Annotated in this window: 30 protein-coding genes; 11 read left to right on the forward strand and 19 right to left on the reverse strand. The window is 70.8% G+C overall.

Features of this window, described 5'->3' with window-relative positions:
• Positions 1 to 14 precede the first annotated feature (14 nt).
• Positions 15 to 854, forward strand: a complete 840-nt coding sequence (locus ACLKM7_RS14375) for an NUDIX hydrolase (RefSeq protein ID WP_436447843.1) — start codon at positions 15 to 17, stop codon at positions 852 to 854.
• Positions 855 to 881: 27 nt separating this feature from the next.
• Here ACLKM7_RS14375 and ACLKM7_RS14380 read toward each other — a convergent pair whose 3' ends face one another.
• From ACLKM7_RS14380 to ACLKM7_RS14405, 6 genes are all read right to left on the reverse strand, one after another.
• The gene (locus ACLKM7_RS14380) at positions 882 to 1,244 is read right to left on the reverse strand and encodes an iron chaperone (protein WP_436447844.1); all 363 of its coding nucleotides are present in this window, start codon (positions 1,242 to 1,244) and stop codon (positions 882 to 884) included.
• Entirely contained in the window at positions 1,241 to 1,933 is a 693-nt protein-coding gene (locus ACLKM7_RS14385; protein ID WP_436447845.1) for a DUF998 domain-containing protein, read from the reverse strand. The genes ACLKM7_RS14380 and ACLKM7_RS14385 overlap by 4 nt, the downstream gene beginning before the upstream one ends.
• Entirely contained in the window at positions 1,930 to 2,745 is an 816-nt protein-coding gene (locus ACLKM7_RS14390; RefSeq protein ID WP_436447846.1) for an SRPBCC family protein, read from the reverse strand. The genes ACLKM7_RS14385 and ACLKM7_RS14390 overlap by 4 nt, the downstream gene beginning before the upstream one ends.
• On the reverse strand, positions 2,742 to 3,302 hold the full coding sequence (locus tag ACLKM7_RS14395; RefSeq protein ID WP_436447847.1) for an ArsR/SmtB family transcription factor: 561 nt from the start codon (positions 3,300 to 3,302) through the stop codon (positions 2,742 to 2,744). The genes ACLKM7_RS14390 and ACLKM7_RS14395 overlap by 4 nt, the downstream gene beginning before the upstream one ends.
• A 102-nt stretch (positions 3,303 to 3,404) precedes the next feature.
• A complete protein-coding gene (gene metX, locus ACLKM7_RS14400; protein WP_436447848.1) occupies positions 3,405 to 4,610 on the reverse strand; it encodes a homoserine O-acetyltransferase MetX in 1,206 nt (401 codons plus the stop codon).
• Between the two features lie 57 nt (positions 4,611 to 4,667).
• The gene (locus tag ACLKM7_RS14405) at positions 4,668 to 5,690 is read right to left on the reverse strand and encodes a DUF2332 family protein (RefSeq protein WP_436447849.1); all 1,023 of its coding nucleotides are present in this window, start codon (positions 5,688 to 5,690) and stop codon (positions 4,668 to 4,670) included.
• A 58-nt stretch (positions 5,691 to 5,748) separates the two neighbouring features.
• On the opposite strand from ACLKM7_RS14405, the gene ACLKM7_RS14410 reads away from it, so the two are divergent.
• Entirely contained in the window at positions 5,749 to 6,690 is a 942-nt protein-coding gene (locus tag ACLKM7_RS14410; protein ID WP_436447850.1) for a hypothetical protein, read from the forward strand.
• 77 nt (positions 6,691 to 6,767) lie between these two features.
• Here ACLKM7_RS14410 and ACLKM7_RS14415 read toward each other — a convergent pair whose 3' ends face one another.
• Positions 6,768 to 8,090, reverse strand: a complete 1,323-nt coding sequence (locus tag ACLKM7_RS14415) for a bifunctional o-acetylhomoserine/o-acetylserine sulfhydrylase (protein ID WP_436447851.1) — start codon at positions 8,088 to 8,090, stop codon at positions 6,768 to 6,770.
• Between the two features lie 133 nt (positions 8,091 to 8,223).
• Here ACLKM7_RS14415 and ACLKM7_RS14420 point away from each other — a divergent pair, with 133 nt between their 5' ends.
• From ACLKM7_RS14420 to ACLKM7_RS14430, 3 genes are read left to right on the forward strand one after another with little or no spacing between them, the layout of a single operon-like run.
• Positions 8,224 to 9,012 (forward strand): SDR family oxidoreductase, encoded by a 789-nt coding sequence (locus ACLKM7_RS14420; protein ID WP_436447852.1) that lies wholly within the window; start codon positions 8,224 to 8,226, stop codon positions 9,010 to 9,012.
• A 20-nt stretch (positions 9,013 to 9,032) separates the two neighbouring features.
• Entirely contained in the window at positions 9,033 to 9,782 is a 750-nt protein-coding gene (locus ACLKM7_RS14425; protein WP_436448048.1) for a uracil-DNA glycosylase, read from the forward strand.
• A 9-nt stretch (positions 9,783 to 9,791) separates the two neighbouring features.
• Positions 9,792 to 10,403: an N-acetyltransferase family protein gene (locus ACLKM7_RS14430; protein WP_436447853.1), complete on the forward strand. Its 612-nt coding sequence runs from the start codon at positions 9,792 to 9,794 to the stop codon at positions 10,401 to 10,403.
• On the opposite strand, the gene ACLKM7_RS14435 is transcribed toward ACLKM7_RS14430, so the two are convergent.
• The 8 genes from ACLKM7_RS14435 to ACLKM7_RS14470 all read right to left on the reverse strand — a co-directional run bounded on the left by ACLKM7_RS14435 (position 10,404) and on the right by ACLKM7_RS14470 (position 18,117).
• Entirely contained in the window at positions 10,404 to 10,865 is a 462-nt protein-coding gene (locus ACLKM7_RS14435; RefSeq protein ID WP_436447854.1) for a protealysin inhibitor emfourin, read from the reverse strand.
• The gene (locus ACLKM7_RS14440) at positions 10,837 to 11,913 is read right to left on the reverse strand and encodes a M4 family metallopeptidase (RefSeq protein ID WP_436447855.1); all 1,077 of its coding nucleotides are present in this window, start codon (positions 11,911 to 11,913) and stop codon (positions 10,837 to 10,839) included. The genes ACLKM7_RS14435 and ACLKM7_RS14440 overlap by 29 nt, the downstream gene beginning before the upstream one ends.
• Before the next feature lie 34 nt (positions 11,914 to 11,947).
• A complete protein-coding gene (locus tag ACLKM7_RS14445) occupies positions 11,948 to 12,751 on the reverse strand; it encodes an ABC transporter ATP-binding protein (RefSeq protein WP_436448049.1) in 804 nt (267 codons plus the stop codon).
• 32 nt (positions 12,752 to 12,783) lie between these two features.
• Positions 12,784 to 13,572, reverse strand: a complete 789-nt coding sequence (locus ACLKM7_RS14450; protein ID WP_436447856.1) for an ATP-binding cassette domain-containing protein — start codon at positions 13,570 to 13,572, stop codon at positions 12,784 to 12,786.
• On the reverse strand, positions 13,569 to 14,438 hold the full coding sequence (locus tag ACLKM7_RS14455) for an ABC transporter permease (protein ID WP_436448050.1): 870 nt from the start codon (positions 14,436 to 14,438) through the stop codon (positions 13,569 to 13,571). The genes ACLKM7_RS14450 and ACLKM7_RS14455 overlap by 4 nt, the downstream gene beginning before the upstream one ends.
• Before the next feature lie 74 nt (positions 14,439 to 14,512).
• Complete coding sequence (locus ACLKM7_RS14460; RefSeq protein WP_436447857.1) at positions 14,513 to 15,463, reverse strand: ABC transporter permease; 951 nt, start codon at positions 15,461 to 15,463, stop codon at positions 14,513 to 14,515.
• Entirely contained in the window at positions 15,460 to 16,971 is a 1,512-nt protein-coding gene (locus ACLKM7_RS14465; RefSeq protein WP_436447858.1) for an ABC transporter substrate-binding protein, read from the reverse strand. Before ACLKM7_RS14465 ends, ACLKM7_RS14460 begins: the two co-directional genes overlap by 4 nt.
• A gap of 177 nt (positions 16,972 to 17,148) precedes the next feature.
• Positions 17,149 to 18,117: an alpha/beta fold hydrolase gene (locus ACLKM7_RS14470; RefSeq protein WP_436447859.1), complete on the reverse strand. Its 969-nt coding sequence runs from the start codon at positions 18,115 to 18,117 to the stop codon at positions 17,149 to 17,151.
• Between the two features lie 63 nt (positions 18,118 to 18,180).
• Between ACLKM7_RS14470 and ACLKM7_RS14475 the strand changes: the two genes are divergently transcribed.
• The 4 genes from ACLKM7_RS14475 to ACLKM7_RS14490 all read left to right on the forward strand — a co-directional run bounded on the left by ACLKM7_RS14475 (position 18,181) and on the right by ACLKM7_RS14490 (position 20,623).
• The gene (locus tag ACLKM7_RS14475; protein WP_436447860.1) at positions 18,181 to 18,690 is read left to right on the forward strand and encodes a carboxymuconolactone decarboxylase family protein; all 510 of its coding nucleotides are present in this window, start codon (positions 18,181 to 18,183) and stop codon (positions 18,688 to 18,690) included.
• Positions 18,687 to 19,436: a tyrosine-protein phosphatase gene (locus ACLKM7_RS14480; RefSeq protein WP_436447861.1), complete on the forward strand. Its 750-nt coding sequence runs from the start codon at positions 18,687 to 18,689 to the stop codon at positions 19,434 to 19,436. Before ACLKM7_RS14475 ends, ACLKM7_RS14480 begins: the two co-directional genes overlap by 4 nt.
• A gap of 71 nt (positions 19,437 to 19,507) precedes the next feature.
• Positions 19,508 to 19,984 carry an SIP domain-containing protein gene (locus tag ACLKM7_RS14485; protein WP_436447862.1) on the forward strand — a complete coding sequence of 159 codons (477 nt, stop codon included), beginning with the start codon at positions 19,508 to 19,510 and terminating at the stop codon, positions 19,982 to 19,984.
• Between the two features lie 72 nt (positions 19,985 to 20,056).
• Positions 20,057 to 20,623 (forward strand): hypothetical protein, encoded by a 567-nt coding sequence (locus ACLKM7_RS14490; RefSeq protein WP_436447863.1) that lies wholly within the window; start codon positions 20,057 to 20,059, stop codon positions 20,621 to 20,623.
• On the opposite strand, the gene ACLKM7_RS14495 is transcribed toward ACLKM7_RS14490, so the two are convergent.
• The 4 genes from ACLKM7_RS14495 to ACLKM7_RS14510 all read right to left on the reverse strand — a co-directional run bounded on the left by ACLKM7_RS14495 (position 20,599) and on the right by ACLKM7_RS14510 (position 24,834).
• Positions 20,599 to 21,057 (reverse strand): Fe-S oxidoreductase, encoded by a 459-nt coding sequence (locus tag ACLKM7_RS14495; RefSeq protein WP_436447864.1) that lies wholly within the window; start codon positions 21,055 to 21,057, stop codon positions 20,599 to 20,601. The two genes, ACLKM7_RS14490 and ACLKM7_RS14495, sit on opposite strands and share 25 nt — an antisense overlap.
• Positions 21,054 to 21,875: an arginase family protein gene (locus ACLKM7_RS14500; RefSeq protein ID WP_436447865.1), complete on the reverse strand. Its 822-nt coding sequence runs from the start codon at positions 21,873 to 21,875 to the stop codon at positions 21,054 to 21,056. The genes ACLKM7_RS14495 and ACLKM7_RS14500 overlap by 4 nt, the downstream gene beginning before the upstream one ends.
• 90 nt (positions 21,876 to 21,965) lie before the next feature.
• Entirely contained in the window at positions 21,966 to 22,703 is a 738-nt protein-coding gene (locus ACLKM7_RS14505) for a PspA/IM30 family protein (protein WP_436447866.1), read from the reverse strand.
• Positions 22,704 to 22,809: 106 nt separating this feature from the next.
• Positions 22,810 to 24,834, reverse strand: coding sequence for a TPM domain-containing protein (locus ACLKM7_RS14510; RefSeq protein WP_436447867.1), 2,025 nt, complete (start codon positions 24,832 to 24,834; stop codon positions 22,810 to 22,812).
• Positions 24,835 to 25,029: 195 nt separating this feature from the next.
• Here ACLKM7_RS14510 and ACLKM7_RS14515 point away from each other — a divergent pair, with 195 nt between their 5' ends.
• Positions 25,030 to 25,872 carry a DUF3097 domain-containing protein gene (locus tag ACLKM7_RS14515; RefSeq protein ID WP_436447868.1) on the forward strand — a complete coding sequence of 281 codons (843 nt, stop codon included), beginning with the start codon at positions 25,030 to 25,032 and terminating at the stop codon, positions 25,870 to 25,872.
• Between the two features lie 21 nt (positions 25,873 to 25,893).
• Positions 25,894 to 26,640, forward strand: coding sequence for a tRNA (guanosine(46)-N7)-methyltransferase TrmB (trmB, locus tag ACLKM7_RS14520; protein ID WP_436447869.1), 747 nt, complete (start codon positions 25,894 to 25,896; stop codon positions 26,638 to 26,640).
• The last annotated feature ends 30 nt before the right edge of the window (positions 26,641 to 26,670 follow it).

The following is a 26,670-nucleotide window of genomic DNA, read 5'->3' on the forward strand; positions in this document are numbered from 1 at the left end:
GTTAGAGTGGGCGGATGCTCCCCACCGACGCTCCGCGCGGTGTTCCCGCGGCCCCTCCACTCGCCGCCGGCGCGTCGAGCGAAGCCTCCGGCGGCGTGGGCCCACAGCCCACCCGCCCCGATCGTGCCGTGCGCGCGCTCGCCGACGTCGTCGGGGACTCGCGGCCACGTGTCGCCTCAGACGCGTCCGATCCGGCGATCCCCGTCGCCGCGACGGTCGTGCTGGTCCGTGACGGCGTGGACGGGATCGAGGTGCTGCTGATCGAGCGTCCCGATCGGGGCTCGTTCGCGGGCGCGTGGGTGTTCCCGGGCGGCAAGCTCGAGGGGGTCGATCGGCGCAACGCCGAGGAGGCGGAGGAAGACGCCGCTCGCCGGGCAGGCGTGCGCGAGACGTTCGAAGAGACCGGGCTCGTCGTCGACCACGCGGCACTCGTGACGCTGTCGTGCTGGGATCCGCCGCCCGGGCTCCCGCTGCGGATCCGCACGTGGTTCTTCCTCGCCGCGGCTCCGGGTGGGTCGCTCGCACTCTCGGCGGACGAAGCCGTCGCGGCCGAATGGATCCGTCCGGCCGAGGCGATCGCGCGGCATGGCCGCGGTGAGCTCACCCTCTACCCGCCGACATGGGTCACGCTGTACGAGCTGAGCGAGCACTCCGACGCCGCCTCGCTCGCGGATGCGGTGCGTCTCGCCGGCGTCCAGCGCTTCGAGACGGTCGCGCGCCGCGGTGGCGAGGGGCCGCTGCTGCTGTGGCAGGACGACGCCGAGTACGAACCGGATGCCGCGGCCGTGGCATCCGGTTCCCGCCATCGCCTCGAGATCGGTGCGCTGCCCTGGCGCTACGAGCGGCGCAGCTGAGGTCGGGACGGGGCCGATCCCGGCTTCCTAGGCCGCGCCGAGGTCGTTCAGCCGCTGACTCACGACCCACTCCACGAACTCATCCGGAAGCAGACGGGCCAGGGTGAACCGGATCGCCCCACCGGACGCGTCGTACGCGCTGAGCCGCTCGGCGTGCGTCCGGGTGAAGTCGGTGTCCATGACGTAGAGGCTCAGATGCTTCGCCGCGACGCCGAGCGACACGAGCGGCTTGCCGTTCACGCGGTAGGTGGGGATCCCGTATCCGAGCACTTCGGCCGCCTGCGGGGCGGTTCGGCTGATGATCGCGCGCAGTCGCTCGAACTCGACTCTCGTGTCGTCGGGCAGCGCCGCGAAGAATTCGTCCGGCGTCGACGCCTTCGCGGCGGTCATGCTGCCGCCTCCTCATGGGAGCGCGCGGAGGCGGCAGGTATGCCGCCGCGGACCTCGCGAATGAGATCCCATGCGATGACGGCCGGCCAGACCCAGATGATCGCACCACCCGCCAGCACCCAGCTGAAGTCCCCGAGAGGAAACGCGACGAAGCCCAGAAGGAGGTAGACGACGGGCGTGGCGATGCAGTACGCCATCCACCCCCAGCGCTTCATGCCGGCGAAGCGTCGGGCGAGCACGATGCACGCCGCGACGAGACTGACCGCGATCAAGGTAGGCGAGAGATTGTGCAGGGTGCCGATGACAGTCGGCTCGGGCATGCCGGCGGGCGCGCCGTCGGGGAATCCGAGCCCCGCGTCGGTCGGAAACAGCCCGCCCCAGATCAGTCCGGCCCCGAAGAGGCCGATGAGGACCGGCCCCCAGATTCGTCCGCGTCCCGGGAACAGCGCGCGACGGAATCCGGTGACGGAAGCCAGGATCAGCGCTCCGCTGAGGACGAAGGTGAGCGTCTGGATCCAGCCGAGGTCGCCCAGTGCCAGCATGCTCAGCGCATGGACGCGGGGATCGAAGCCGGCTCTCGTGAACGATTGCACGAGGACGGCCACGACGAACAGGGAGGACCCTGCGATGGCGCAGGCGAGCAGCCTGACGGTCGCGGCGGACCGGTGATCGATCGGGAGGGTGCTCATGAGGAGGCCCCTTCCTCGGCGAGCCAGATGGGCTGCCAGTCGGTCAGTTCGTGGAACCGCCGCAGCTCTGCGATCCCGCTGAGGACTCCCATCCACGATGCGTAGGGCGGCTCGCCCGGGTCGAACCCGCTCTGGGCGATCGTCAGACGCGTGTGCCCGCCGGAGCCCTCGAGCGTCCAGGTGGCGACCCCGGTGCCGGGGAAGTCGACCGACATGCTGCGGTCGGGATCCCACTCGACGATGCGGCCGGAGCCGAATCGGCCGCCTTGTCTCGGCTCGATCTCGATCGGGAAGCCGAACCATGCGCTCACCTTCTCGGAGGCGACGAGCGAGTCGAAGACGGCATCCGGGGGTGCGGCGATATCGACTTGTGCCCGGAGTTCAGCGTCGGTCAGGTCGGCGCGCGGAGTCGTGCTCCGCTCCTCCACGAGATCGACGAGATTGGCCAGAGCCAGCGCCCAGAAGGTCTGCAGCTGGCCGAGCGGTCGGACGTCGGCGGAATCGAAGCCTGCTTGGGCCACCGTGATCGCCGTCGCGAGGTCGTCGATCGGCCGAAGACTGATGGTGGTCACGCTCGGCACCTCCCCGAGGAGCCACTCGAAGCGCAGCGACGTGTCAGTGGCGCCGATGAGCGTCTGACGGGGTGCTTCGCCGCCGGGAACGTAGCGCCCCCAGAAGCGGTAGTGGTAGGGGAGTTCCACGTCGGCGTACTCCGAGAGCCATTCCACCATCGCGGCGGGCTGCGTCATGGCGTCGTAGACGTCGCCGAGAGGGGCCCCGGCACGGACGCTCATCGTGATGGGATCGCTCACGATCGACCTCCATTCATCGGATAGCAGGCGATCGCGACTTTGAACGCATCGCCGTCCTGGCCGCCGTAGCGGGTGAAGAGCTCTTTGAGCGAAGCCTCGAGCGCGGCGAGGAACTCCTCGCGCTGCTCGGGAAGCACCCGGATGTCACCCGAGATGCCGATGGAGGGCAGGCGTGCGGCCTCCGCGTCGAGAGTGGCGATGTCTCGCTGCACCTGCTCGGACAGGTCGAGCAGCCGAGCGAGATTCTGATCGTCGCCATGACGCGCGGAGTCCTCGAGGGTTCCGACCAGCGCGGGCGAGAGCCAGTACTTCCTGGCTTCGGCCTGGTAGACGCCCTCGGTCAGACCCCTGACCTTGCGTTCGGACACCAGGCGCACGAGTCCCGCGGCCTGCAGGCGCTTGACGTGGTAGTAGATGCGCTGCGGGGACTGGTCCAGACGCGCGGCCAGCTCGGTGCACGTGCTCGGCGTCGCCAGTTCTTTCAGCACGGTGAGACGGTGAGGCTTGAGCAGGGCCTCGGCCTGCTCGATGCGTTCGAGGTAGGCAACTTCTTTCATACAAGAGAGTTTTTATGTAAAGGAACATTTTGTCAATAGGCACCGAGGACACGCGTCACCGACGCCGTGGTCAGCGAAGCCGGACTCGCGTTGCTCGGCGGTTCAGCTCTCGAGCAGGCGCCGCACGTGTGCGCCCACGGCGTGCGTCTCGATGAGGAACCCGTCGTGACCGAAGTCGCTGGTCAGGACGACGGAGCGGTCCCCGTCGAGGGTGTCGCGGATGCCGCGCGCGATGCGGTGCTGTCCGTCGATGGGGAACAGCCGATCGCTGTCGATCCCCAACACCAACGCAGTGGCGGTCACCCGCGCGAGGGCGTCCTCGATGCCGCCGCGATCCCGGCCGACGTCGTGCGAGTTCATCGCCTCGACCAGCGTGATGTAGGAGTTGGCGTCGAAGCGTCGCGTGAACTTGTTGCCGTGGAAGTCCAGGTAGGACTCCACCGCGAACCGTCCGCCGTGGCCGAGCGGGCTCACCCCGGACTGCCACGTGCGCTGGAACCGCTGATTCAGTTCGGTCGGGGAGCGGTAGTTCAGCAGCGCCATGCGGCGCGCGAGAGCGAGGCCGCGCGTGGGGCCGTCGCCATCGGGCGCGTCGTAGTACTCGCCAGACAGGAAGCGCGGGTCGATGCGGATCGCCTCGATCTGCACCGAGTTCAGCGCGATCTGGTCGGCGGTGTTGACCGGGGGTGCCGAGAGGATGCCGACGCGTGCCACGCGCTCAGGCAGACCCACTGCCCACTCCAGCGCGTGCATCCCGCCCATGGAGCCGCCGACGACGGCCGCCCACACGTCGATGCCGAGCGCATCGGCCAGGCGCACCTGCGCGGAGACCTGATCGCGGATCGTGAGGTACGGGAACCGTGCGGCCCACTCGTAGCCGTCGGGAGCGATGGATGCCGGACCCGTGGACCCCTGGCATCCGCCGAGCATGTTCGGCGCGATCACGAACCACCGGTCGGTGTCGATCGGAGCGCCCGGTCCGACGATGTCGTCCCACCACCCGGAGGTCGGATGCCCCGGCCCCGCCGGGCCGCGCACGTGACTGTCGCCGGTCAGGGCGTGAAGAACCAGGACGGCGTTGTCGCGCGCGGCATTGAGCTCACCCCACGTCTCGTACGCCAGTCGGTAGCCCGGCAGCTCGCCGCCGCCCTCGGTGCGGAACGACCCGAACGCCGCGAACCTGCGATCGCCCGGCGGGTCGCCGTCCCGCCATGCGCCGGTGGCCGGCGGACGGCCCAGCAGCTGGCGGGCATCAGCCTCCGTGACCGGTGCGCTGGGCACGGTGTCTTCGGAGGTCTGCCAGTCCATCCGCCCATTCTCTCGTCTTCCCTCTGGAGAAAGGGGTCTGTTACGCGCAGCGGCGCGTCATGCGCGGAATGGCGCGGTCTCGTACACCGCGCCGTGCTGCCCCGCCAGCGCGATCGGCACGCCGTTGCGCGTCTGGACGAACCGCTGCGCGGAGTCGAGGTTCTCCGGCAGCTGTGCGTCGACGGCGGGGAGCGTGTGCACCGTCTCGTTCGACAGCCAGATCACGGCGCGTCCGATGGCGTCCCCGAGGCCGCGCATGATCGCGGCGAACCGCTCGCGCCCCGCGGCGTCGAGGTAGAGCAGCACCGCGCTGTGGAACACCACGAGCGTGGCGTCCGCCGGGGCGGTGGCCGCGGCATCCGTCACCGTCTCGAGGAGGTCGCCGCGGATGATCTCCGGAGGATCGGATGCCGCGACCGCCGCGGCCGCCCGCAGCCGGGCGACCCGGGCGTCGTGGTCGGGGCCGGGCCAGATCAGCGTCGCGAGCCAGTCGACGGCCTCGGAGTCCCGCACGTCGATGGGGGACAGATCGATCCCGCGGCGCCACGCCACATGCGGCATGCGCGAGGGCACTGATCCGTCGTCATCGACGCGGCAGTGCAGCCGGACCGGTGACACGCCCGCGACGGGCTCGATGCCGTGAACGCCGCTCGGCGCGTCGTAGGTGTAGCCGTAGCGATCGGGGTACAGGCAGAGCCCGGCGGCCGTGCCGACCTCGAGCAGGGCGACCGGTCCCTCGATGCGCGAGAGCTGCGGCAGGAACGTCGCGCAGCGGTTGGGCTCGTTCGTCTGCGTCGCCCGGGACGCGCCGATCTCGACGACCTCGTCCCAGTGGGCGTCGAGCCACTCCCGCCACTCCGCGAACGAGGCGAGCGGCGCGCCCGCCCACCGCGCGGCGGCGAACAGCAGATTCGGCTGCTGCTGGCGTCGCGGCAGCGTCGCGAGGAGCGCCGGCAGCTCGGGGTCGGCGCCGACGCCGATGGACCACTCCTCGTACAGCGGCGAGGTGCCGTGCGCCCAGCGGCGTCCGAAGTCGTCGTAGATCGCCGCGATGCGCGCGGCGTCGTCGTGTCCGGCCACGGCTTCACCCTATGCGCCGCCGCCGTGCGTGTCGTCGAGCCGGTCTATCATGCGTGGCATGGACGCCGTCGTCGAGTACCTGCTCACCGGAGACCCCGCGATCCGCTGGCAAGTGCTCCGGGCTCTCACCGATGCGTCGCCCGACGAGGTCGCGGCCGAAAGGGCGCGCGTGGCCACCGAGGGCTGGGGCGCGCGCCTGCTCGCCGAGCAAGCTGCCGACGGCCGGTGGGACGGCGGCACGTACCGTCCGGGGTGGGTGGACGAGTCGCGGCCGTTCTTCGACGCATGGACCGCGACGCACTTCTGCCTGCAGTCGCTCGCCGAGTTCGGCCTCGATCCCGCGTCCCCCGAGGCCCAGCGCGCGGTCGCGCTGGTGCGCGACAACGTGCGCTGGGAGAACAACGACGAGCTCTATTTCCAGGGCGAAACTGAGCCGTGCATCAACGGGATCGCGCTGACCACCGGCGCGTACTTCGGGCAGGACGCCGCCGCCATCGCGGCCACGATCCTCGCGACGCAGCACGACGACGGGGGCTGGAACTGCTGGGCAGAGGATGCCGCGGCGCCCGGCTCCTTCCACTCCACGATCTGCGCGATCGAAGGGCTGTGGGGGTGGGAGCGGCAGATCGGTAAGCAGGCCGAGTTGACCGCGGCCCGACTGCGGGGGGAGGAGTTCCTGCTCGAGCGTGGCCTGTTCCGGCGCAAGTCGACCGGCGTGATCCCCGACCTGCGGATCACGCTGACGTCGTCACCGGTGCGGTGGTTCTACGACATCCTGCGGGCGCTCGACTACTTCCGCCTGGCCCGCCCCGAGCGCGATGACCGGTGTGCCGAGGCCGTCGAGCTGCTGCGCTCGAAGCGCCTCGAGAATGGCCTGTTCCGCCTCGAGAACGATCACGCAGGCCCGACGCTGTTCTCGATGGACGGCGAGCACGAGGGCTATCCGAGCCGCTGGGTGACCTTGCGCGCGCTTCGCGTGCTGCGGTGGTGGGACGTCTGATCCGCAGCAGCGCCACGCAAGACCACGGATGCCGCAACCCTTTCGGGCTGCGGCATCCGTCGTGGAACGGTGCGGGATCAGGCGCGCGCGGCCTCCGAGACGCGTCGGGCGACTTCGAGCGCCTGCTCGAGGTCGGCCTTGAGGTCATCGATGTTCTCCAGGCCCACCGACAGGCGAACCAGACCGGGGGTCACGCCCGTGGTCAGCTGCTGCTCGGGGGTGAGCTGCGAGTGCGTCGTCGACGCGGGGTGGATGACGAGCGAGCGCACGTCGCCGATGTTAGCCAGGTGGCTGAACAGGTTGAGCGAGTTGACGAACTCGCGCCCGGCCTGGACGCCGCCCTTGAGCTCGAACGAGAGCACCGCGCCGACGCCCTTCGGGGCGTAGTTGTTGGCGGCGGCGTACCACGGCGACGTGGGCAGGCCGGAGTAGTTCACCGAAGCCACGTCGGGCTGGTTCTCGAGCCACTCCGCGATCTCCTGGGCGTTCTGCACGTGACGCTCGACGCGCAGCGACAGCGTCTCGATGCCCTGGATGAGCAGCCAGGCGCTGTTGGGCGAGATCGCCGCACCGAGGTCACGCAGCAGCTGCACGCGGGCCTTGATGATGTAGGCGAGGCCGTCGCCGACCGCGGCGGTGTACGACGCGCCGTGGTAGGACGGGTCGGGCTCGGTCAGGCCCGGGAACTTCTCGACGTTCTTCGACCACTCGAACTTGCCGCCGTCGACGATGACGCCGCCGATGGTGGTGCCGTGGCCGCCGAGGAACTTCGTCGCGGAGTGGATGACGATGTCTGCGCCGTGCTCGAACGGACGGATCAGGTACGGCGTCGCGATCGTGTTGTCGACGATGAGCGGCACGCCGTTCTCGTGTGCCACGTCGGCGATGCCGCGGATGTCGAGCACGTTGATCTTCGGGTTGCCGATGGTCTCGGCGAAGAAGAGCTTGGTGTTCGGGCGCACCGCGGCGCGCCACTCGTCGGCGTCGTCCTGGTTCTCGACGAAAGTGACCTCGATGCCGAGCTTCGCGAGCGTGTACTTGAACAGGTTGTACGTGCCGCCGTAGATCGAGCTGGACGCCACGAAGTGGTCGCCGGCCTCGGCGATGTTGAGGATCGCGAACGTGGACGCCGCCTGGCCGCTGGCCAGCAGGAGGGCGCCGGTGCCCCCCTCGAGCGCCGCGAGACGCTCTTCGACGACCGCCTGCGTCGGGTTCTGGATGCGCGTGTAGATGTTGCCGAACTCGGCCAGCGCGAACAGGTTCGCGGCGTGGTCGGCGTTGTCGAAGACGTACGACGTGGTCTGGTAGATCGGCGTCGCGCGAGCCTTCGTCACCGGATCGGGCTGGGCTCCCGAGTGGATCTGCTTGGTCTCGAAACGCCAGTTCTCGGGTGCGGACATGGCTTTCTCCTGCGGTCTCGGATGCCGGAGGCACCTGCCCCCAGCCGTGTTCGAGGTTACGGAGACCTCCGGGACCGTGCCAAGGGCGTGGACACGCGGCGTAACGTCGCAGTGGACGGGCTACCGTGGAGGCATGGCGACCAGACGTGCAGTGGTGACGGGAGCGAGCTCGGGAATCGGCGAATCCGTCGCCCGGGCACTGCGAACCTCGGGATGGGACGTCGTGGCCGTGGCGCGCCGCGCCGAGCGGCTCGCCGCACTTCAGGAAGAGACCGGGGCCGTGGCCTTCGCCGCCGACCTGACCTCGGATGCCGACATCCAGGCGCTCACCGCCTTCCTCGATGAGACCGGTCCGGTCCACGCGCTCGTTCACGTCGCCGGCGGCGCCCGCGGCGCGGACCGCGTGGAGGACGGCCGTGTCGAGGACTGGCAGTGGATGTTCGACGTGAACGTCCTCTCGGCGCAGCGCCTGGTGGCGGCCCTGCTGCCGCAGCTGCGCCAGGCGGCGGCATCCGACGGCCACGCCGACACGCTCTTCGTCACCTCGACGGCGGCACAGACCGCGTACGCCGGCGGCGCCGGGTACAACGCGGCCAAGGCGGGCGAGTCGATGCTCGCGCACGCGCTGCGTCTCGAGCTCAACGGCGAGCCCATCCGGGTCGTCGAGGTCGCGCCCGGCATGGTGCACACGCCCGAGTTCACCGTCAACCGGCTCGGCGGCGACACCGTCGCGGCCGAGCGCGTGTACGAAGGTGTTCAGGCGCCGCTGACCGCCGATGACGTGGCCGACGTCATCGCCTACGCCCTGAACGCCCCCGGGCACGTCAACCTCGACCTGATCACCATGCGCCCGGTGGCCCAGTCCGCCCAGCACCTGCTGGCGCGCGGTCCGCTGCGTCCTCGCGGCGTCGAGAGCCAGTGAGCCGAGAGACGCCCGACACGATGGCGAAGACGCTTCCGGAGCTGGCAGACGCGGGGCTGATCGATGCGGGCTGGGCCGCCGCGCTGGCACCCGTCGCGCCCGACATCGCCGCTCTCGGCGCCCGGCTCCGTGCCGAGGTCGCCGCCGGGCGGCGCTACCTTCCGGCCGGCGACCGCGTGCTGCGGGCGTTCCAGCGGCCGCTGGCCGACGTCAAGGTGCTGATCGTCGGGCAGGATCCGTACCCGACTCCCGGGCATCCGATCGGCCTCTCCTTCGCCGTGGACGCGCACGTGCGCCCGCTGCCGCGCAGCCTCGCCAATATCTACCAGGAGCTCGAAGCCGACCTCGGGATCGCGCGAGCACCGCACGGTGACCTGTCGGCGTGGAGCGATCAGGGCGTCATGCTGCTCAACCGCGTGCTGACCGTCGCGCCCGGCGCTCCGGCCTCCCATCGCGGCTGGGGCTGGGAGAAGGTCACCGAGCACGCGATCCGCACGCTGGTGGCGCGCGATCGGCCGCTCGTCGCGATCCTGTGGGGGAGGGATGCCGCGGGCCTGCGTCCGCTCCTGGGCTCGACACCGATCATCGAGTCGGCGCATCCGTCGCCGCTGTCGGCCAGTCGGGGGTTCTTCGGATCCCGGCCGTTCTCCCGTGCCAATGCGCTGCTCGCCGAGCAGGGCGCGGGGCCCGTCGCGTGGGAGCTGCCGAGTGTCGCGCCCGGACCGGATGGTCCCGCGATCGCTCCCGTCGGGCGGGTGCAGCCCGCGTAGGCTGACGGCATGCTCGAGGAGGAATACGACCGCGACCGGCGCTCGCTGCCCCGGCACCTGCGGCGGCAGCCAGAACCCGAGAAGCCGTTCGCCTTCTCGATCCGGCCGGTTCAAGACTCGGACATCCCCGACGTCCGCGAGATCTACAACCACTACGTCACCAACTCGGTCGTGACCTTCGACGAAGACACGTGGACGATCGCGCAGTGGCGCGAGAAGCGCGATCAGCTGCAGCGCCTGGGCCTGCCGTTCCTCGTGGCGCACTCGCCCGCCGGTCAGGTGCTCGGTTATGCGCTCGTGCAGCCGATGTCGAGCAAGTCGGCGTATCGGTACTCCGTCGAGAATTCCATCTACCTCGGCCAGGCGGCGACGGGGAAGGGGCTCGGCCGCGCACTGCTCGAAGCGCTCATCACGGCGTGCGAAGAGGCGGGCATCCGTCAGATCGTGGCCGTGATCAGCGACAAGGGCGCCGAAGGGTCGATCGCACTGCACGAGAAGCTCGGCTTCGTCGAGGTCGGCCGCATGGGACGGGTCGGATTCAAGTTCGGCCGCTGGCTCGGCACCATCTATCTGCAGAAGTCGCTCAAGCCGGCGAAGAAGTCCGGCCGATCGGGTCGCTGATCAGCGGTCGCGCGGTCGTGGGCCGTCGGCTTCGCGGTTCCACTCGCGCACCGCGTCGACGAGTTCGCGCCACGCGCCGGTGATGGCGTCGTCGGGCAGTTCAGCCTCCTTCGTGAAGGTGCCGGACCAGCTCGCGCGGATCCACCAGACGAAGCCGTCCGGCACCGGGTCGCGGTCGGCGACGACGGGCGACGGCGCCGCCGTGCGCCCGCTCGGGGTAGGGGTCGGCGCCTCGTCCCACGGGCAGCGGTCGATGAGAGAGATCCACTCGGATGCCTCGTCCGGCGGTGGCTGCGCCGTCCAGCGTCTCGTGATGCCCGCGAATCCGCCCGTGCGTGAGACGTCGACCTCGATCGGCGCGACCGGCTTCGGCTCGGGGGTCGCGCCTTCGCCTGCGTCGCCGCCGGGCGCACCGGCATCCGGTGCGCCGCCCTCAGCGGGGATCCTCTGATCGCTCCTCATCGCGCATCACGCCGACGCCCGTCCACCCGGCGCGGACGGCATCGACCTCCTCCGACTCCTCACCGTACTCCGACGCGGCCGCCGCCAGGGTGGCCTGTGCGAACGCGGTGAAGTCGGCCGTGGGCGACAGCGTGCCTGACGTCATCGTGCGGTACCAGATCAGTCCGGCACGCTCCCACGCGCGACCGCCGAGCGCGGTGGCGGTCAGGTAGAACGCGTGATTCGGGATGCCGGAGTTGATGTGCACGCCGCCGTTGTCGTCACGCGTCTCGACGTACGCGTCCATGTGGGCCGGCTGCGGGTCCTTGCCGAGAACGTCGTCATCGTAGGCCGTGCCCGGCGCCGAGAGTGAGCGCAGCGCCGAGCCCTGCACGGCATCGGTGAAGATCCCCTCGCCGATGAGCCACGACGCGTCGGACGTCGTCTGGCCGAGGTGATGCTGCTCGGCCAGGGCGCCGAAGACGTCGGCGATCGACTCGTTGACCGCGCCCGACTGCCCCTGATACTGCAGGCCGCCCTCGTCTTCGATGACCCCATGGGCGAGCTCGTGCGCGATCACGGTCAGCGACCCGGTGAAGCCGGAGAAGACCTCACCGTCGCCGTCGCCGAACACCATCCGCTCGCCGTTCCAGAACGCGTTGTCGTACTCGCGGCCGTAGTGCACCGTGGCCAGCAGCGTGCCGCCGACGCCGTCGAGGCTGTTGCGGCCGAAGGCATCCCACAAGAAGTCGAACGTCGCGCCCAGCCCGTCGAACGCCTCGTCGGCGGCCGCGTCACCCGTCGGCGGGTCGTCCTCGCCGCGCACGCGGACGCCCGGCAGCACCTCCAGCCGCTGCGCGTCGGACACCTCGCGATCGGGGGCAGGCGTTGCCTCGGCCACGAGGGTGCCGGGCTCTTCGATCGACAGCCGAAGCCGCGACCGTGTGGGCCGGTACTCACGCGGGGTCGCGAGGGTGGATCGCGCCGCCTCGGCTGCGCGCTGCCATCCCGGCTCCTGCACGGCGGCGATGCGGGCGAGGAGGTAAGGAGGGACGATCGCGGGGGCCATGCTCCGAACCTAGCGCCGGCTCCCGACGCGCAGGTTACGCGCCGGGGTCGATCACGGGGATCGAGGCGAGCAGCCGCCGAGTGTAGGAGACCTGGGGCTGCAGCAGCACCTTCTCGGTGGGACCCTCCTCGAGGATGCGGCCGTCCTTCATCACGACGACCTCGTCGCACAGGTTCTGCACGACGCCGATGTCGTGCGACACCATGAGCAGCGTGAGGCCGTCCCGGGCCCGCAGCCCGCCGAGCAGCTCGAGGATCTGCGCGCGCACCGTCACGTCGAGCGCCGACAGCGGCTCGTCGCCCACGAGCAGCCGCGGCCGGTGCACGATCGCCCGCGCGAGCGCGATCCGCTGCCGCTGCCCACCCGAGAACTCATGCGGGAACCGCTCGGTCATGCCGGCCTCGAGCCCGACGTCCTCGAGCACCTCTCGCACCCGCTCGCGCCGCCCGTCGCCACCTGGTTCGCCGTCGCCGCCGAGGCCCAGCGCCCACAGCGGCTCGCCGATGATGCGGCCGACGCTCATGCGAGGGTCGAGCGACGCGTAGGGGTCCTGGAACACGATGCCGGTCTGCCGTCGCAGCCAGTGCAGCGAACGCGCCGGCGCCGCCGCGTCCACCGCCCGCCCGTCGAACTCCACGGTGCCCTCGGTCGGCGAGTCGAGCGCGAGGAGCAGCCGGATCAGCGTCGACTTGCCCGACCCCGACTCGCCGATGACGCCGACGGCCGAGCCCTCGCGCACGTCGATGTCGGCATCCTCCAGCGCCGTCGTGTGGCTGCGGGGCTCGAAGAGCCGCGTCTTCGGCGCGGGATAGCGGCGGGTCAGCCCGCGCGCCCGCAGCAGGGGCGGCCGGCCCTCGGGGCTCACGACGCTCACGCTGCACCTCCGGGGCGCCAGAGCGTGGCGGTGGCATCGCGCAGCAGGCCTTGTGTGACGACGGATGCCGGAGCCGAGAGCAGCTGCGAGACGGGGGCGTCCTCGACCACGCGGCCGTGCTCGAGCACGACGCCGTGCGTGGCGATCTGCGACAGCACGGCCAGGTCGTGGGTGATGAACACGAGCGACATGCCGTCGTCCTCGACGAGGGAGAGCAGCAGCTCGAGGATCTCGGCCTGGATCGTCACGTCCAGCGCGGTGGTGGGCTCGTCGGCGATGAGCAGCCGCGGCCGGCACGCGAGAGCCATCGCGATCGCGACCCGCTGGCGCTGACCCCCTGAGAGCTGGTGCGGGTAGCGCCCGACGATGTGCTCGGGGTCGGGGAGGGCGACGCGGGTGGCCTCGGCGACGGCGCGGGCCGCGGCATCCCGTTTCGACAGTCCCTCGTGGATGCGGACCGACTCGGCGATCTGCCGGCCGACGGTGCGGATCGGGTTGAGTGCTGTTCGCGGCTCCTGGAACACGATGCCGATCTCATCTCCGCGCAGCTCGGCCAGCTCGCCGTCGGGCAGCCCGAGGATCTCGCGACCGTTCCAGCGGACGCTGCCCGTCGCCTCGGCGCCATCGGGCAGGAGCCCCAGGATCGCCAGAGCCGTCACCGACTTCCCCGAGCCCGACTCGCCGATGAGCCCCACGCGGGCGCCGTCGGGCACCGCGAACGAGATGCCGTCCACGACGCGCCGGCCGCCGATGTCGATGGTGAGGTCCTGCACCTCGAGGCTCACGAGACCACCTCCGGGATGTGCAGGCGAGCTCGCCGCGTCGCGAACGGGCTGCGCGAGAGCGTGGGGTCGGTGGCCTCGCGCAGGGCATCGCCGAGGAGGTTGAGCCCCAGCACCGTGAGGGTGATGGCCAGTCCCGGCCAGACCACCGAGAGCGGATGCACGGTGATGAACTGCTGCAGCTCGGCCAGCAGCAGCCCCCACGAAGGCTCCGTGACGGGGGCTCCGAAGCCGAGGTACGAGAGCCCTGCCTCGGCGAGCACCGCCACGGCCATGCTCCACGACAGCTGCACGATGAAGACCGGCGCGACGTTGGGAAGCAGATGGCGCACGAGGTTCTGCGCCGGCGTGAGACCCGAGGCGCGACCGGCCAGGACGAAGTCGCTGTGCAGCACGCGGCGCAGCTCGGGTCGCGTCACCCGCGCGATGTTGACGCCGAAGCCGATGCCGACCGACCAGATCACGACGCCGAGCGACCCGCCCCACACCGCCGAGATCATCATCGCGATGACGAGCACGGGGAAGGCGATGAGGATGTCGACGAGCACCGCGACCGATTCGCGCAGCCACCGCGCGGTGAGCGCGCCCAGGGCGGCGAGGGCAACGCCGAGGATCGTCGCGACGACACCCGAGCCCACCGCGACGAGCACCGTCGTGCGTGCTCCGGCCATGAGCAGGCTCAGGATGTCGCGCCCCGACGCGTCGGTGCCGAGAAGGTGCGGCCAGCCCGGCGGCGCCCAGCGGTTCGAGATCTCGACCTGCTGCGGATCGAACGGCGTCCACACGAGCGAGACGGCAGCGGTCGCGACCACGACGGCCACGACGATCAGCCCGAACCGCCCGGTGGACATGCCCCACAGTCGCCGCATCCACGCCCCGCGCGTGCGTCGGCGCGCGCCGGCGGCATCCGTCCCCACCGTCTGTGCCGATCCCTCCGGGCCGGTCATGCCGCTTCCCGCTGCCGGGGGTCGATGACGCGATGCACCAGGTCGACGACGAAGCCGACGATCAGCACGAACGCCGTCAGCGCGAGCAGTTCGCCCTGCACCTTCGGCAGGTCGCGCGCGCTCACGTCGGCGACGAGCATGCGGCCGATGCCGGGCAGCGAGAAGAGCTGCTCGATCACGACGGCACCGACGATGATGCCCGCGACCTGCAGGCCGAGCACCGTGATGATCGACAGTCCGACGACCGGCAGACCGTGCCGGATGAGAGCCGAGTCGCGCGTGAGGCCCTTCGCCGCGGCCGTGCGGACGAAGTCCTGCCCGACGGCCTGCAGCGTCGCACTGCGCACGAAGCGCAGCAGCATCGCGCCCTCGACGATCCCGATCGTCAGTGCCGGCAGCAGCAGCGATCGCAGCGCGGCCCACGGCTCCTGCCAGCCTGCGCGGGGGAACCCCTGGGCCGGCAGCCATCCGAGCCACACCGCGAACACGACGACGAGCATCATGCCCGCCCACACGACGGGCACTGCGGCGAGGGTCTGCGCCCCCACGCTCAGGGCCGTGCCGTCGGCGCGGCCGCGGCGCAGCGCCGAGAGCACCCCGAGCGGCACGCTGATCAGCACCGCGATGAGGAGGGAGAGGATGCCGAGGGGCACGGTCACCTCGGCCTTCTCGGCGAGCTCGTCCACCACGCGCGACCCGGTCAGCAGGGAGGTGCCGAGGTCTCCGCGCAGCACGCCGCCGATCCACTCGAAGTACTGCTCGGGAAGCGGACGATCCAGGCCGAGCCGCTCCCGGACCGCGGCGAGCTGTTCCGGCGTGCTGTTGACCCCGGCGATCAACTGGGCGATGTCGCCGGGGAGGACCCGGAGAGTCAGGAAGATCACCACGCTGGCGACGAACAGCCCGAGCAGAAGCAGGGCGAATCGGGTCAGCGTGTACCGGATCACCCGTTGCTCTTGGCGATCTCGGCGAGGTTCAGGCGCTCGTTCACGTTGATCGAGGGCATACCCGAGATGTTAGTGCCGACCGCGACGACCGAGGCGCCGTTGTACAGCCAGTCGGCCGCGGCGTCCTCCGACACCAGCTGCGCGGCCTCGGCGAGGAGGTCGGCGGCTTCGGACTCGTCGGTCGCTGCCAGTGACTGCGCGTACAGGTCCTGCACCTCGGGGTTGTCGTAGGTGAAGTAGTACTCCGGGTTCGCCCAGTTCTCGAAGTCGCGTGCTTCGGTGTGCAGCACGAAGCTCAGGTCGTAGTCCCGGTTGGTGTAGACGTCGTTGAGCCACGTCGGGAAGTCGACGGACTCGACCTCGAGTGTGATCCCGACCTCGTTGAGATCCGAGACGAGGATCTGCGGAATCGTCGTGGGGTAGAAGTTGGGGATCGTGAGGGTGAGCTCCAGATCCTCTTCGCCGGCCTCTTCGAGGAGCGCGCGTGCCGCCTCGGGGTCGTACGGGGCGACGTCGGCGAGATCCTCGTAACCCGGGTCGAGCTCGGGGATGGGCCCGTACTGGGTCTGCCCGGCGCCGAGCGCCTCGACGAACGCGTCGTGGTCGATGGCCTGGCGGATCGCCTGACGCACCCGCTGATCGGCGAGGGGGCCGGAGGTCTGGTTGAAGGCGAGGGTGCCCTTGTCGGTGGACTGGCCGAGCACGAGCGCGAAATCGCCGGTCTCTTCGACCTGCTCCTTCAGGGTCGCATCGAAGCCGGTCACCACGTCGATCTCGCCGGCCAGCGCCGCGTTGAGGGCTGCCTGGTTGTCGGGGATGTAGTCGAAGACCACCTCGGCCACGCCGGCGGTGTCGCCCCAATAGGCCTCGTTGCGGACGAAGACGATGCTGTCGCCCTCGCGCCAGTCGTCGAGCACGAACGGTCCGGTGCCGTTCGCGGCCGTCTGGTAGTCGACGGTGTCGCCCTCTTTCAGGATGATCCCGGCACGGCCGGTCAGGTTCCACAGCAGGCTCGAGTCGGGCTCCGCGAGGGTGAGGACGACGTCCTGGCCGTCGGCGGCGATCGTGGCGACGTTCGCCAGACGTGCGGAATCACGCCACTCCGGCGTGTTCTTCCGGGTGGTGAGCGACCACACCACGTCCTGCGGCGTCAGTGGCTGCCCGTCATGGAAGGTGACGCCCTCACGCACCGTGAACGTGTACGTCAGGCCGTCGGGGGAGACGGTCCAGTCGCTCGCGAGAGCCGGCACGATGTCCTGCTCGGGGGTGCGCGCGACGAGGCCCTGGTAGATGTTGTCGACCAGGATCTGGTCCAGCGCGGCACCGGCGGTCTGCCGGATGTCGAGGTTGCTGGGCTCGAGCACCAGCCGGATCGCGACCGACGCGTCGGGGTCCGGCTCGCCCGTCGCAGCGGGCGCACTCGGCTCGCTCCCGCCGCTGCAGGCGGTCAGGGCGAGGACGCCGGCGGCGAGCAGAGAGGTCGCGGCGAGAACGGTGCGACGGAGCATGGAGGTCCTTTCGAACGGATCCGGTGGACTGCGCAGGAACGGGCGCACACGATGGGGAATCGCCGTGGCCGGTGCGATAGTCCAGCCTAGGGATATCGCGACGGGGTGCGGGCCCGCGCTACGCAGAACGCAATAGAAGCGTTAGTCCGTGCTTGCGCGTGGGTCGGCGCGTTCCTGTCATGACCGGCCCCGCGCGGTCGCCAGGGTGCGCAGACGCTCGCCGAGCTCGAGGGGGATCTCCTCCTGCACGTTGTGTCCGGCCGGGACGGCGACGATGGACGCACCCGGCACACGTCGCGCGAACTCCTCGGCGTCGTCGTCCGTGACGTAGCCGCGCTCGCCGCGGATCAGGGTCGTGGGCGCGGTCACGGCGGCGAGGTCCTCCCAGCCCGTCTCGCCCAGGACGGCCGAGACCGCGTCGGACGGCGCGGGCGGTCCGGTCGGGGCGTGGGCACCGGCATCCGCCATCGCATTGGCCAGGCGAGCGAAGTGATGCTTCCATTCGACCCGGCCGTCGGGACGGATCCGGGAGTTGAAGAACACACCCCGTTCGGCCTTGCGTCGCGTGCCGCCGCCGAGGCCGAATGCGAGGGCGCGGTCGACGAGCTCGTCGCGGGACGCCCAGTCGACCGGACCGGCGAAGAAGTCGCGGATCTGCGACGGCCCGGCGTTGGAGTCGAGGCCGGGCGTGATGTCGATGACGACGAGCTCATGCACGAGATCCGGGCGCGACGCCGCCACCGCCGCGGCGGTCAGTCCGCCGAGCGACTGCCCGACGAGCACCTGCGGCGCCGAGGTCCAGGCATCCATCCCGGCGGCGATGTCGGGCGCCATCACGCGGCCGACATACGCGGCGTCGTCCCGCCACGACGAGTCGCCGTGGCCGGGCAGGTCGATCGCCAGCGCCGGCAGTCCGAGACCGAGGATCGTGGTGTCCCACGTGTGGGCGTTGAGGCCCGCGCCGTGCAGGAACGTCACCACAGGAGCCGCTTCCGGCGCATCAGCGGGCGTGTAGCGCAGAGCGCTCAGGGTCCGTCCGTCGGGGAGGTGCAGCGCCAGTCGCTCACCGTGCGGCACGGACCGGTCGATGCCGGCTTCGGATGCCTGATCGGGGAGGAAGGAGAACTCGTCGATGGGTTCGCTCACCCGCTCATTGTGCCGCACCTCCCGCACGACCCGGACCGGCGTCACCGTGGGTAGTCTGGCGCCATGACGGAAGAACACCGCGTGCATCTGTCGCGATCGGCGCCCCCGGCGTACAAGGCACTCGCGGCCGTGTCGAAGACCGTGGGCGAGCTCGCCGCTGCGAACGGCGTCGATGACCGGCTCAAAGAGATCGTGCAGATCCACACCTCGCAGCTCAACGGCTGCGCGTACTGCGTCCGTGTGCACGTCGAGCGGGCCACCGCGGCCGGCGTCACGCCGGACGTCCTCGCGCAGATCCCGGTCTGGCGCGATTCCGGCGTCTTCTCCGACCGCGAACGTGCGGGCCTGGAGCTTGCCGAGGCGTACGTCTACATCCACGACGAAGGGGTGTCCGACGAGGTGTACGACCACGTCGGCGGAGTGCTGAGCGAGCAGGAGTACGTCGCGCTCAGCTGGATCCTCGTCGCCATCAACTCGTTCAACCGCATCGCGATCGCCGGTCGGTACAGCGTGCCGCCGCGCGACGATCTCGCCGGCGAGGACCGCGACGCGGCATCGGGCGCCGCCTGGTGACCGACCTCTCCGGGCCGGGCGGTCCGCCGGGCGACCCGGTGGTCTCGGGCGCGGTCAACTTGCGCGACGTGGGCGGGCTGCCCGCGGGCCCAGCGGTCACGCGCCACGGTGTGCTGTACCGGTCGGGCAACCTCGCGCGGCTCGACGCCGACGGGACCCGCGCGCTCGCCGACTTGCGGCTTCGGCGCATCATCGACCTGCGCGCCGACGACGAGGTGCGGTACGAACCGAGCCGGATCGACGGCATCGAGGTCGTGACGCAGCGCGTGCCGCTCTTCCTCGGCTCGGTCGAATCGTTCTTCCGCGACGACATCAGCCTGGACGAGATGTATCGCCGGCTCATCGAGGACTCGTCGGCGGGCGTCGTCGAGGTCGTGCGGGGCATCCTCGCCGACCAGCCGGTCCTGGTCCACTGCACGGTGGGCAAGGACCGCACGGGCGTCACCGTCGCCCTCACCCTCGCTGCGGCCGGAGTCGACCCCGAAGCCGTCGTGGCGGACTATGCGCGCACCGAAGGGCTCCTGCCGCAGGCGCGGAATCGTCGCATCGTCGAGCTGCTCCGATCGATGCATCCGGAGGCGGTGCATCTCGAAGATCTCGCGACGAGGTCGCCGGCGCCGGTGATGCGCGCGCTCCTGGACGGCGTGGCCGACCGGTACGGATCGGCAGCGGACTATCTGCGCGCGCACGGTCTCGCCGACGACGAGCTTGTCGAGCTGCGACGCGTGCTGCTGCGCGAGCTGTGAACCGCGTCGGTCGTTCCGTTCTGTGACGCTGAGGTAAGGCAACCCTTCATTGCGGGTATAGTGGAACCGTCATGGCCCACATCACCGAGCACCAGAAGGTCGAGCACAGCGCATCCGCCTGTCGTTCGTCGCGTCACACGCGCGTGCAGCAGTTGATCACCGCCGACGAGACCTCGCTGGCCGAGCTCGAGGCGATGCTGGCGACGCTGCCCATCTGCTCGACGGGCCGGGTGTTCATCGAGATTCCGGATGCCTCGTGGCAGGGCGAGATCACCGCCCCCAGTCGCATGGTGGTGACGTGGCTCGACCGCTCGCTGCGCAGCGGTGCTCCCGGCACCGGCCGCGGCTGCGCGTCGGGTGAGGCGCTCTCGCGCGCAGTGACGGCGTGGGCCGACGAGATGCTGTGCACCGAGGACGATGAGACGCGGATCCACCTGCTGGGTGGTTTCCTCGGCACCGCCGACATCTTCGATCACCTCGTCGAGATGGGCATCCGACGGGACGCGATCCACGCACCCGAGCAGTACGGACTGACTGTCACGCACTGAGCCTCTGCGGCCCGCACGCCGGACCCGAGTCGATCCGCGGCTTCGACCGCCGCGATCGGTACAGTCATGCCCATGACGCAGTCCGCTGCCCTCTCGCCGAAGTCCGTCGTCGATCCCCGCGACCTGCGCATGCCGACGTGGGTCATCGTGTGGCTCACGATCTCGGCCGTCATCCAGACCTACGACGCCTGCTACGTCCTGCTCGGTCCGCTCTCGCACGCAGGCGGCCCGCTCGAGGCGCTGTGGCCAGGTCACGTGTTCTACGGCACCTTCGACCACCGGTACGGACAGTTCGACGCCTTCGGCAGCGCCCAGAGCTGGGCGAACCTCGTGGAGGTCGTCGTGATCGTGTGGGCGCTGCTGCACGCGAGGCGCTGGTCGGGCGTCGTGGTCGGCCTGATCGTGACCGTTGCGACGTTCTGGAAGACCGTCATCTACTTCCTCGTCGAGGCCTCCAGCGGCCTGGAGATGACCCGTCAGTCGCTGGAGCGCGGCGACATCACGGGGTTCCTCATGGTCGCGGTGCTGCCGAACCTGTTCTGGATCGTCTTCCCGCTCGCCGTCGTGATCGCTCTCGGCCGCCAGGTCCTGCGGGTGGGGCGCGCAATGCAGGATCAGACGGTGCCGCGAGGCACGTAATTGCCGTCCTCGAGGCCGGCCTCGATCTCGAAGCGATTGCGCAGGGGGTTGCGTCCCGCAAGCAGATAGAGCAGCGGCATGAGGAATCCGTAGCGCTGCCACTGCCGCTTGTGGACGGCTTCATGGCGCAGCAGCGCGCGTGAGATCCGCGCGTCGCCGGTGAGGAAGCATCCGCCGACGCAGACGCCGCCGCGTGGGAAGGTCCATTCCGGCATCCCTCGGAAGACCCACAGCCCTTCGCGCTTCTCGACGCGTCCGGTGCTCCACAGCGAACCCCACACCCACCCCACGGTGCAGCCGTACCAGTACCCGACGCGGCTGATCGGCGAGTCCAGGAAGAACGACGGGATCAGCCGGTCGAGTCGCCGGCCGCGGTCGACCCGCTGCTCGGCGACCGCGCGCCAGCCCGTCGGTGGCGCCGGGCGCGGACTCACGCCAGCGCCCCGACGACGCGCAGGATCGCACCGAGGTCGTCCGTGGCCGATGCTGAGGAGGCAGGGGAGTAGCCGGCCAGTGACGCGCCCGCGAGAGGCAGGACCGCCCGCAGCCGCCCGATCGCGGCCGTGAGTTCCGACACGGTGATGCCGAAGGGCTCGGGGTGCGCGTTGCCGGCGATCTCGGCGGGGTCCAGCGCGTCGATGTCGATGTGGATGTACACCGCGTCGGCACCGGTGGCGACCACGGCGGCGGCGAGGGCATCCGGGTCACGCAGCGCCTCGACGGTGAGCGCCGCGATGCCGAGGTTCGCGACCGCCTCGAGTTCGGCCTCGTCGTACGACCGCGCCGCGCCGATCACGACGCGGTCGGATGCCACGGTGCCCGTCTCGAGCAGCAGTCCGGAGTCGCCTTCACCGAGCACGGCGCGCAGCACCATGCCCGCGAACGCTCCGGAGGGGGAGGACTCGGGCGAGTTGAGGTCGGGGTGGGCGTCGATCCACACCACGGCGAGGCCTGGTGTGCGGCGCGCGGCGTGAGCGATCGGCGCGAGTGCGATGCCGCAGTCGCCGCCGATCGTGAGCACCGGCTCGTCGTGACCGTCCAGAGCGTCGGCGACGAGAGAGCGCACGCGCTGCAGCGCGCTGAGGCGGTGGATGCCGCTGCCGAGCCCTTCGCCGGCCTCCATCGGCACGTCGAGGATCGTCGTGGCCGACCGGGGCAGATCGCCGGCGATCGCCTGTGCCCCGTCGATCAGCTGCATCGCGCGCGACGAGGGACTGCCCTGCCACTGCGGCACCACCAGGTATCGCGTCATTCCCTCATCCTCCCGTACGCCGACCCGCCGCGGAACGCGTCGGGGCGCCGCGTCCGAAGACGCGACGCCCCGACGCTGTTCGCGCCCGGCTCAGTTGCCGATCGCCGCCTGCGGCGTGCCGCCGGTCTTCAGCGCGGCCAGCCGCGCCTCGACCTCGGTGAGCTCGCCCACGTCCTCGAGCTGGTTGAACTGCGCGTCCAGAGACGACGCCGCCAGCTCCTGCTTGCCGGTGGCCAGTGCCTCCTGCCGGCGAACCTTGTCCTCGAAGCGCCCGAGCTCGCTGGTCGGATCGAGTACGTCGATCGACCGGACGGCGTCGTGCACCTTGGTCTGCGCCTCGGCGACCTTGGAACGCGCGAGCAGCTCTGTCCGCTTGGACTTGAGCTGTTCGAGCTTCTGCTTCATGCCGTTGAGGCCGTCCTTGAGCTTGTCGACGACCTCGTTCTGCGCGGCGATGGTCGGCGCGATCGCCTTGGCCTCGTTCTCCTCGCTGATCTGGCGCTGCAGCGCGATCTTCGCGAGATTGTCGAACTTGTCGGCGTCGGTCGTGTTGCCGGCTGTCCGCAGCTCGTCGGCCTTGCGGCTGGCGGCGAGAGCCTTGCTGCCCCACTCGCTCGCCGCCTGGATGTCTTCCTGGTGGTCGCGCTCGAGCAGGCGCAGGTTGCCGATCGTCTCGGCGATCGCCGACTCGGCGTCGGCGATCGAGTTGGTGTAGTCGCGGACCAGCTGGTCGAGCATCTTCTGCGGGTCCTCGGCAGAGTCGAGGAGCGCATTGATGTTCGCCTTCATGAGGGTCGAGATGCGACCGAAGATGGACTGCTTCGCCATCGTATTTCCTTCCTTGTCGGACAGAGTCGTGGTGTTCGGGTTCAGGATGCCGCGGCCTGCGCGGCGGGATGGTCCGGGGCGTGTGCGCCTCGTCGTGCACGCAGGCTCAGAAGCGACCACCTCCACGTCGGGCGCGTGTGCCGCCGCCGCCGAAGCTGCCGGGACGGAAGCCGCCGCCACCGGACGAACCGCCGCCGAACATGCCGCCGAGGCCGCCCGATCCGCCGGACGAGCGTCCGCCGCCGAGCATGGAGTTCAAGACGATTCCGCCGAGCACGGCACCCAGCATGCCACCGCCGCCCGACGACTGGCCCCCGCCGAACATGCCGCCGCCCCCGGCGCCGCCGAACGCGCCGACATCGCCCTGGGCGAGCTGGATCGCGAGCCCGGCGAGCTGGTCGGCACGCTGCGCGTGCTGCATCGCCTGCTCGGGGTCGCCCTGCTGCATCGCCTGCGCGCGGGCCAGCGAGGCGCCGGCCTCGGCGAGCCGGGTCCGCGCCTCGGCGCCGACCGCGCCGCGCCGCGCCGTGATGTAGTCCTCCGCCGTCGACACCTGCGCCTGCGCCTGGAGGATGACCTGGCCGACCATCTGGCGTGCGCGCTGTGCTTTGGCCTCGGCATCCCGCACGCCCTGCGTGAGCGCGTCGATCTGCGTGTTCGCCGCCTCGAGGTTCTGCAGTGCGACGAGGGGTCGCTTCGCCGCGCCGGTGAGGTGCGCGCGAGCGGCTTCGAGCTGCTGCCGGGTCGCGGCGATGACGCCGGCGACGCGACCGTCGGGATCGGGGAGCGCGGATGCCGCGGCGATGTCGCTCTCGAGCTCGGCGACCAGCGCGGTAGCGCTGCGCTCGCCTTCGGCCAGGTCGGTCGCGAGCTTGTCGATCGCCTTCTCGAGCAGCTCGGCCTGGCCGACGGCCTCCTCGGCGGCGCGGATGCCGACGGCCGCCTGTCCTCCGTTGCCCGCGCCGATGGCGGTCTGCGCGGCAGCGAGTTGCTCGTCGGCGAAGGCGAGCCGCTGGCGAGCCTGTTCGGGGTTGTCGGCGACCGTGGCCAGTGCTTCGACTGCGTACGACGACTGCAGAGCCTGCAGGCGCCGCGCCGCCTCGTCGAGCGCCTCGCCCGCCTTGGCGCGCTCCTCGTGGACGCGTGCGAGCGCTTCGGGGGCGTTCTGCTCGAGCTTGCGCAGCTCGTCGAACGCGGCAGCCTTCTCATCGAGCAGGGCGTTGGCCGCCTCGCAGAGCGCGATGATCCGCTCGTTCCATGCGCGGGTGTCGGCTTCGGCATCCGGGGTCGCGTCGTCGAGCTGCTGCTTGAGCGAGAAGGCCTCGTCGAGGCTCTGCCGCGCGGTCGCGAGGGCGGTCTCGAACTCGGCGGTCGCCGCGTCGCCGAACTGCGCTCGGGCGAACCCCAGCTCCTGGGCGCTCGTCTTGAGAGCATCGTCGGTCTCGACCAGCAGCGAGGCTGCGCGCCGCTCCAGCTCTTCGATGCTCAGCAGCGGAGCGCCGGCAGGGCCGGCCGCGACGGACCCGGTCTTGCGCCGGCGCCGCAGGAACATCACGAGCAGCACGATGCCCACGATCACCACGACGACGACGAGCAGCCAGGTCAGCCACGAAGCACCGCCCGCGGCGCCGGGCTCATTCCCGCCCGACGCGCCACCTTCGGCGGCGGTGATGCCGTCCGCGGCCGCCGTCGCGGCGCCCAGCCAGTCGTCCTGCATGAGTGCCGGCTGGATCCGCTCCTGTTCGATGGCGCCGAGCTGCTCTTCGGTGAGCGGCCCGGCGGAGTCGCCGGAGAGGTAGTACTGCCGGCCCTCGGTGGCCACCGCGAGGAGATACTGCGTGACACCCAGGCCGTTGTCCTGGGCTGTCTGGTTCGCCCAGTCGGCGGAGCTCGCCGGATCGGTGAACTGGTCGACGTAGACGACCCACAGGTCCAGGCCGGTCTCGCTCTTCAGTCGTTCCAGGCGTCCCTGCGCCGCGGATTCCTCACCGGACGAGAGCACGCCCGCCTCATCGAGCACATAGCCGGATCCGAGCGCCACCGGGGGAGTCGCCACCGCGGCCGAACCGCCGAAGATCGTCGCCGCGACCGCCGCGACCGCCATCCACGCTGCAGCCCGTCGCCGTCGCATCGATCACCCCTCTGGGAAGCGGGTTCCCCTCCCGCGAGTCTATTCAGACGCGGTGATACGACGGTAGCCTGCGCGAGCCCCCGGGGATGTGTGTTCGCCGAGAACGTAGCTCCGCGCCCGGGTCTTGCGGTGAGGCGGGTCGCTGCGGGCATCTGTCGAACCGGGCCGGTAGGGTTTCCGATCCGGAGGACGACGATGAACGACCGCTATGGTGCCGATGTGCTCGCGACCGGATGGCAGGGCCATGGCCGGCGCGAACTGCGGCGGGTCGCGGCATCCCGCGATCTCGTCGTCGAGGTCGCCGACGACGGGTACTGCGGCGCCGTCGTAGGGGTGTCGTCGGGACTGGTCGAGCTCGAAGACCGTCATGGCCGGCGGCGCATGTTTCCGCTCGGTCCGGGCTTCCTGGTCGACGGCGGCGACGTCGTCCTCGTGGCACCGACCGCCGCGCCCGCGCAGACCGGACCGCGGCGCACGGCGTCAGGATCGTTCGCCGCCGCCGACACCCGTGCCCGCATCGCGCGGGCCAGTCGCATCCTCGTGGAAGGTCGGCACGACGCCGAGCTGGTCGAGCGCGTGTGGGGCGACGACCTGCGCGCCGAAGGCGTCGTCGTGGAGTACCTGCAGGGCATCGACCTGCTGGATATCGCGCTCGACGAGGAGCCGCCCTCGCGGCAGCGCCGGTACGGCGTGCTCGTCGATCACCTCGTGCCCAACTCCAAGGAATCCCGCATCGCCGACGCCGTCGCACGGGGCCCGCACGGCGCTCATGTGCTCATCGTCGGCCACCCGTGGATCGACGTCTGGCAGTGCGTCACGCCGCGCGCGGTCGGCATCGAGCGCTGGCCCGAGGTGCCTCGTGGCATCGAGTTCAAGGTCGGCGTGTGCCGCGCGCTCGGCTGGCCGGCGCGCGATCAGGCCGATCTCGCCCGCGCGTGGCAGCGCATCCTCGCATCGGTCAAGTCGTACCGCGACCTCGAGCCTGCCTTCCTCGGCCGCGTCGAGGAGCTCATCGACTTCGTGACCGAGCCCGTCTGACCCGCCGCGTAGCCTGGTGAGGTGACCGACCCCGCCCCGACCTCGCCCCAGCCTGGCCGCTTCCGCGAGCGGCCGGTGTCGTTCGTACGCAGGAGCGGACGGATGTCGGAGGCACAGGAGCGCGCGTGGGTCGAGCTCGCCCCGCGATACGTCATCGAGGCGCCGCGCGACTCCGCCGCCACCAGCATCCGGCCCGGCGCGATGATCGACCCCGCCGCGGTGTGGGGCCGTGAGGCACCGCTCGTCGTCGAGATCGGCTCGGGCCAGGGCCACGCCATCGTCCACGCGGCGACGTCGAATCCCGGGACGGACTTCCTCGCGATCGAGGTGTTCCGGGCGGGCCTCGCCCGTACCATGCTCGATGCCGAGCGGGCCGGAGCCGAGAACCTGCGCCTGGTCGAGGCGAACGCACCCGAGGTGCTGCAGCACCTGCTGCCCGAGGCATCCGTCGACGAGCTCTGGGTCTTCTTCCCCGATCCGTGGCACAAGAAGAAGCACACCAAGCGGCGCCTCGTGACGCCGGAGTTCGCCGCGATCGCGGCGAGAGCCCTCAAGGACGGCGGGATGCTGCGCCTGGCCACCGACTGGGAGGACTACGCGCTGCAGATGCGGGCCGTCATGGGCAGCGCGCCCGACTACGCTGAGGCTTTCGGCGGCGACTGGGCGCCGCGTTTCGACGGGCGGGTGCTCACCGCGTTCGAGCGCAAGGGCGCCCGTGTGGGTCGCGACATCCGCGACCTGTCGTATCGGCGCGCGGACCGCACATGAGCGGAGTCCCGGGGCCGGTGACGGGACCGG

Origin of the sequence: Microbacterium sp. I2 (genome assembly GCF_051364985.1) — a bacterium.
Lineage (GTDB): Bacteria > Actinomycetota > Actinomycetes > Actinomycetales > Microbacteriaceae > Microbacterium.

Excerpts from the sequence above, each read along its gene's own strand:
- ACLKM7_RS14465 (WP_436447858.1), bottom strand. The coding sequence starts at position 16,971 with ATGCTCCGTCGCACCGTTCTCGCCGCGACCTCTCTGCTCGCCGCCGGC.
- ACLKM7_RS14505 (WP_436447866.1), bottom strand. The coding sequence starts at position 22,703 with ATGGCGAAGCAGTCCATCTTCGGTCGCATCTCGACCCTCATGAAGGCG.
- ACLKM7_RS14430 (WP_436447853.1), top strand. The coding sequence starts at position 9,792 with ATGCTCGAGGAGGAATACGACCGCGACCGGCGCTCGCTGCCCCGGCAC.
- ACLKM7_RS14395 (WP_436447847.1), bottom strand. The coding sequence starts at position 3,302 with ATGAAAGAAGTTGCCTACCTCGAACGCATCGAGCAGGCCGAGGCCCTG.
- ACLKM7_RS14515 (WP_436447868.1), top strand. The coding sequence starts at position 25,030 with ATGAACGACCGCTATGGTGCCGATGTGCTCGCGACCGGATGGCAGGGC.
- ACLKM7_RS14435 (WP_436447854.1), bottom strand. The coding sequence starts at position 10,865 with ATGAGGAGCGATCAGAGGATCCCCGCTGAGGGCGGCGCACCGGATGCC.
- ACLKM7_RS14425 (WP_436448048.1), top strand. The coding sequence starts at position 9,033 with ATGGCGAAGACGCTTCCGGAGCTGGCAGACGCGGGGCTGATCGATGCG.
- ACLKM7_RS14380 (WP_436447844.1), bottom strand. The coding sequence starts at position 1,244 with ATGACCGCCGCGAAGGCGTCGACGCCGGACGAATTCTTCGCGGCGCTG.
- ACLKM7_RS14385 (WP_436447845.1), bottom strand. The coding sequence starts at position 1,933 with ATGAGCACCCTCCCGATCGATCACCGGTCCGCCGCGACCGTCAGGCTG.
- ACLKM7_RS14485 (WP_436447862.1), top strand. The coding sequence starts at position 19,508 with ATGGCCCACATCACCGAGCACCAGAAGGTCGAGCACAGCGCATCCGCC.
- ACLKM7_RS14500 (WP_436447865.1), bottom strand. The coding sequence starts at position 21,875 with ATGACGCGATACCTGGTGGTGCCGCAGTGGCAGGGCAGTCCCTCGTCG.
- ACLKM7_RS14510 (WP_436447867.1), bottom strand. The coding sequence starts at position 24,834 with ATGCGACGGCGACGGGCTGCAGCGTGGATGGCGGTCGCGGCGGTCGCG.
- ACLKM7_RS14415 (WP_436447851.1), bottom strand. The coding sequence starts at position 8,090 with ATGTCCGCACCCGAGAACTGGCGTTTCGAGACCAAGCAGATCCACTCG.
- ACLKM7_RS14410 (WP_436447850.1), top strand. The coding sequence starts at position 5,749 with ATGGACGCCGTCGTCGAGTACCTGCTCACCGGAGACCCCGCGATCCGC.
- ACLKM7_RS14490 (WP_436447863.1), top strand. The coding sequence starts at position 20,057 with ATGACGCAGTCCGCTGCCCTCTCGCCGAAGTCCGTCGTCGATCCCCGC.
- ACLKM7_RS14440 (WP_436447855.1), bottom strand. The coding sequence starts at position 11,913 with ATGGCCCCCGCGATCGTCCCTCCTTACCTCCTCGCCCGCATCGCCGCC.
- ACLKM7_RS14475 (WP_436447860.1), top strand. The coding sequence starts at position 18,181 with ATGACGGAAGAACACCGCGTGCATCTGTCGCGATCGGCGCCCCCGGCG.
- ACLKM7_RS14420 (WP_436447852.1), top strand. The coding sequence starts at position 8,224 with ATGGCGACCAGACGTGCAGTGGTGACGGGAGCGAGCTCGGGAATCGGC.
- ACLKM7_RS14455 (WP_436448050.1), bottom strand. The coding sequence starts at position 14,438 with ATGCGGCGACTGTGGGGCATGTCCACCGGGCGGTTCGGGCTGATCGTC.
- metX (WP_436447848.1), bottom strand. The coding sequence starts at position 4,610 with ATGGACTGGCAGACCTCCGAAGACACCGTGCCCAGCGCACCGGTCACG.
- ACLKM7_RS14375 (WP_436447843.1), top strand. The coding sequence starts at position 15 with ATGCTCCCCACCGACGCTCCGCGCGGTGTTCCCGCGGCCCCTCCACTC.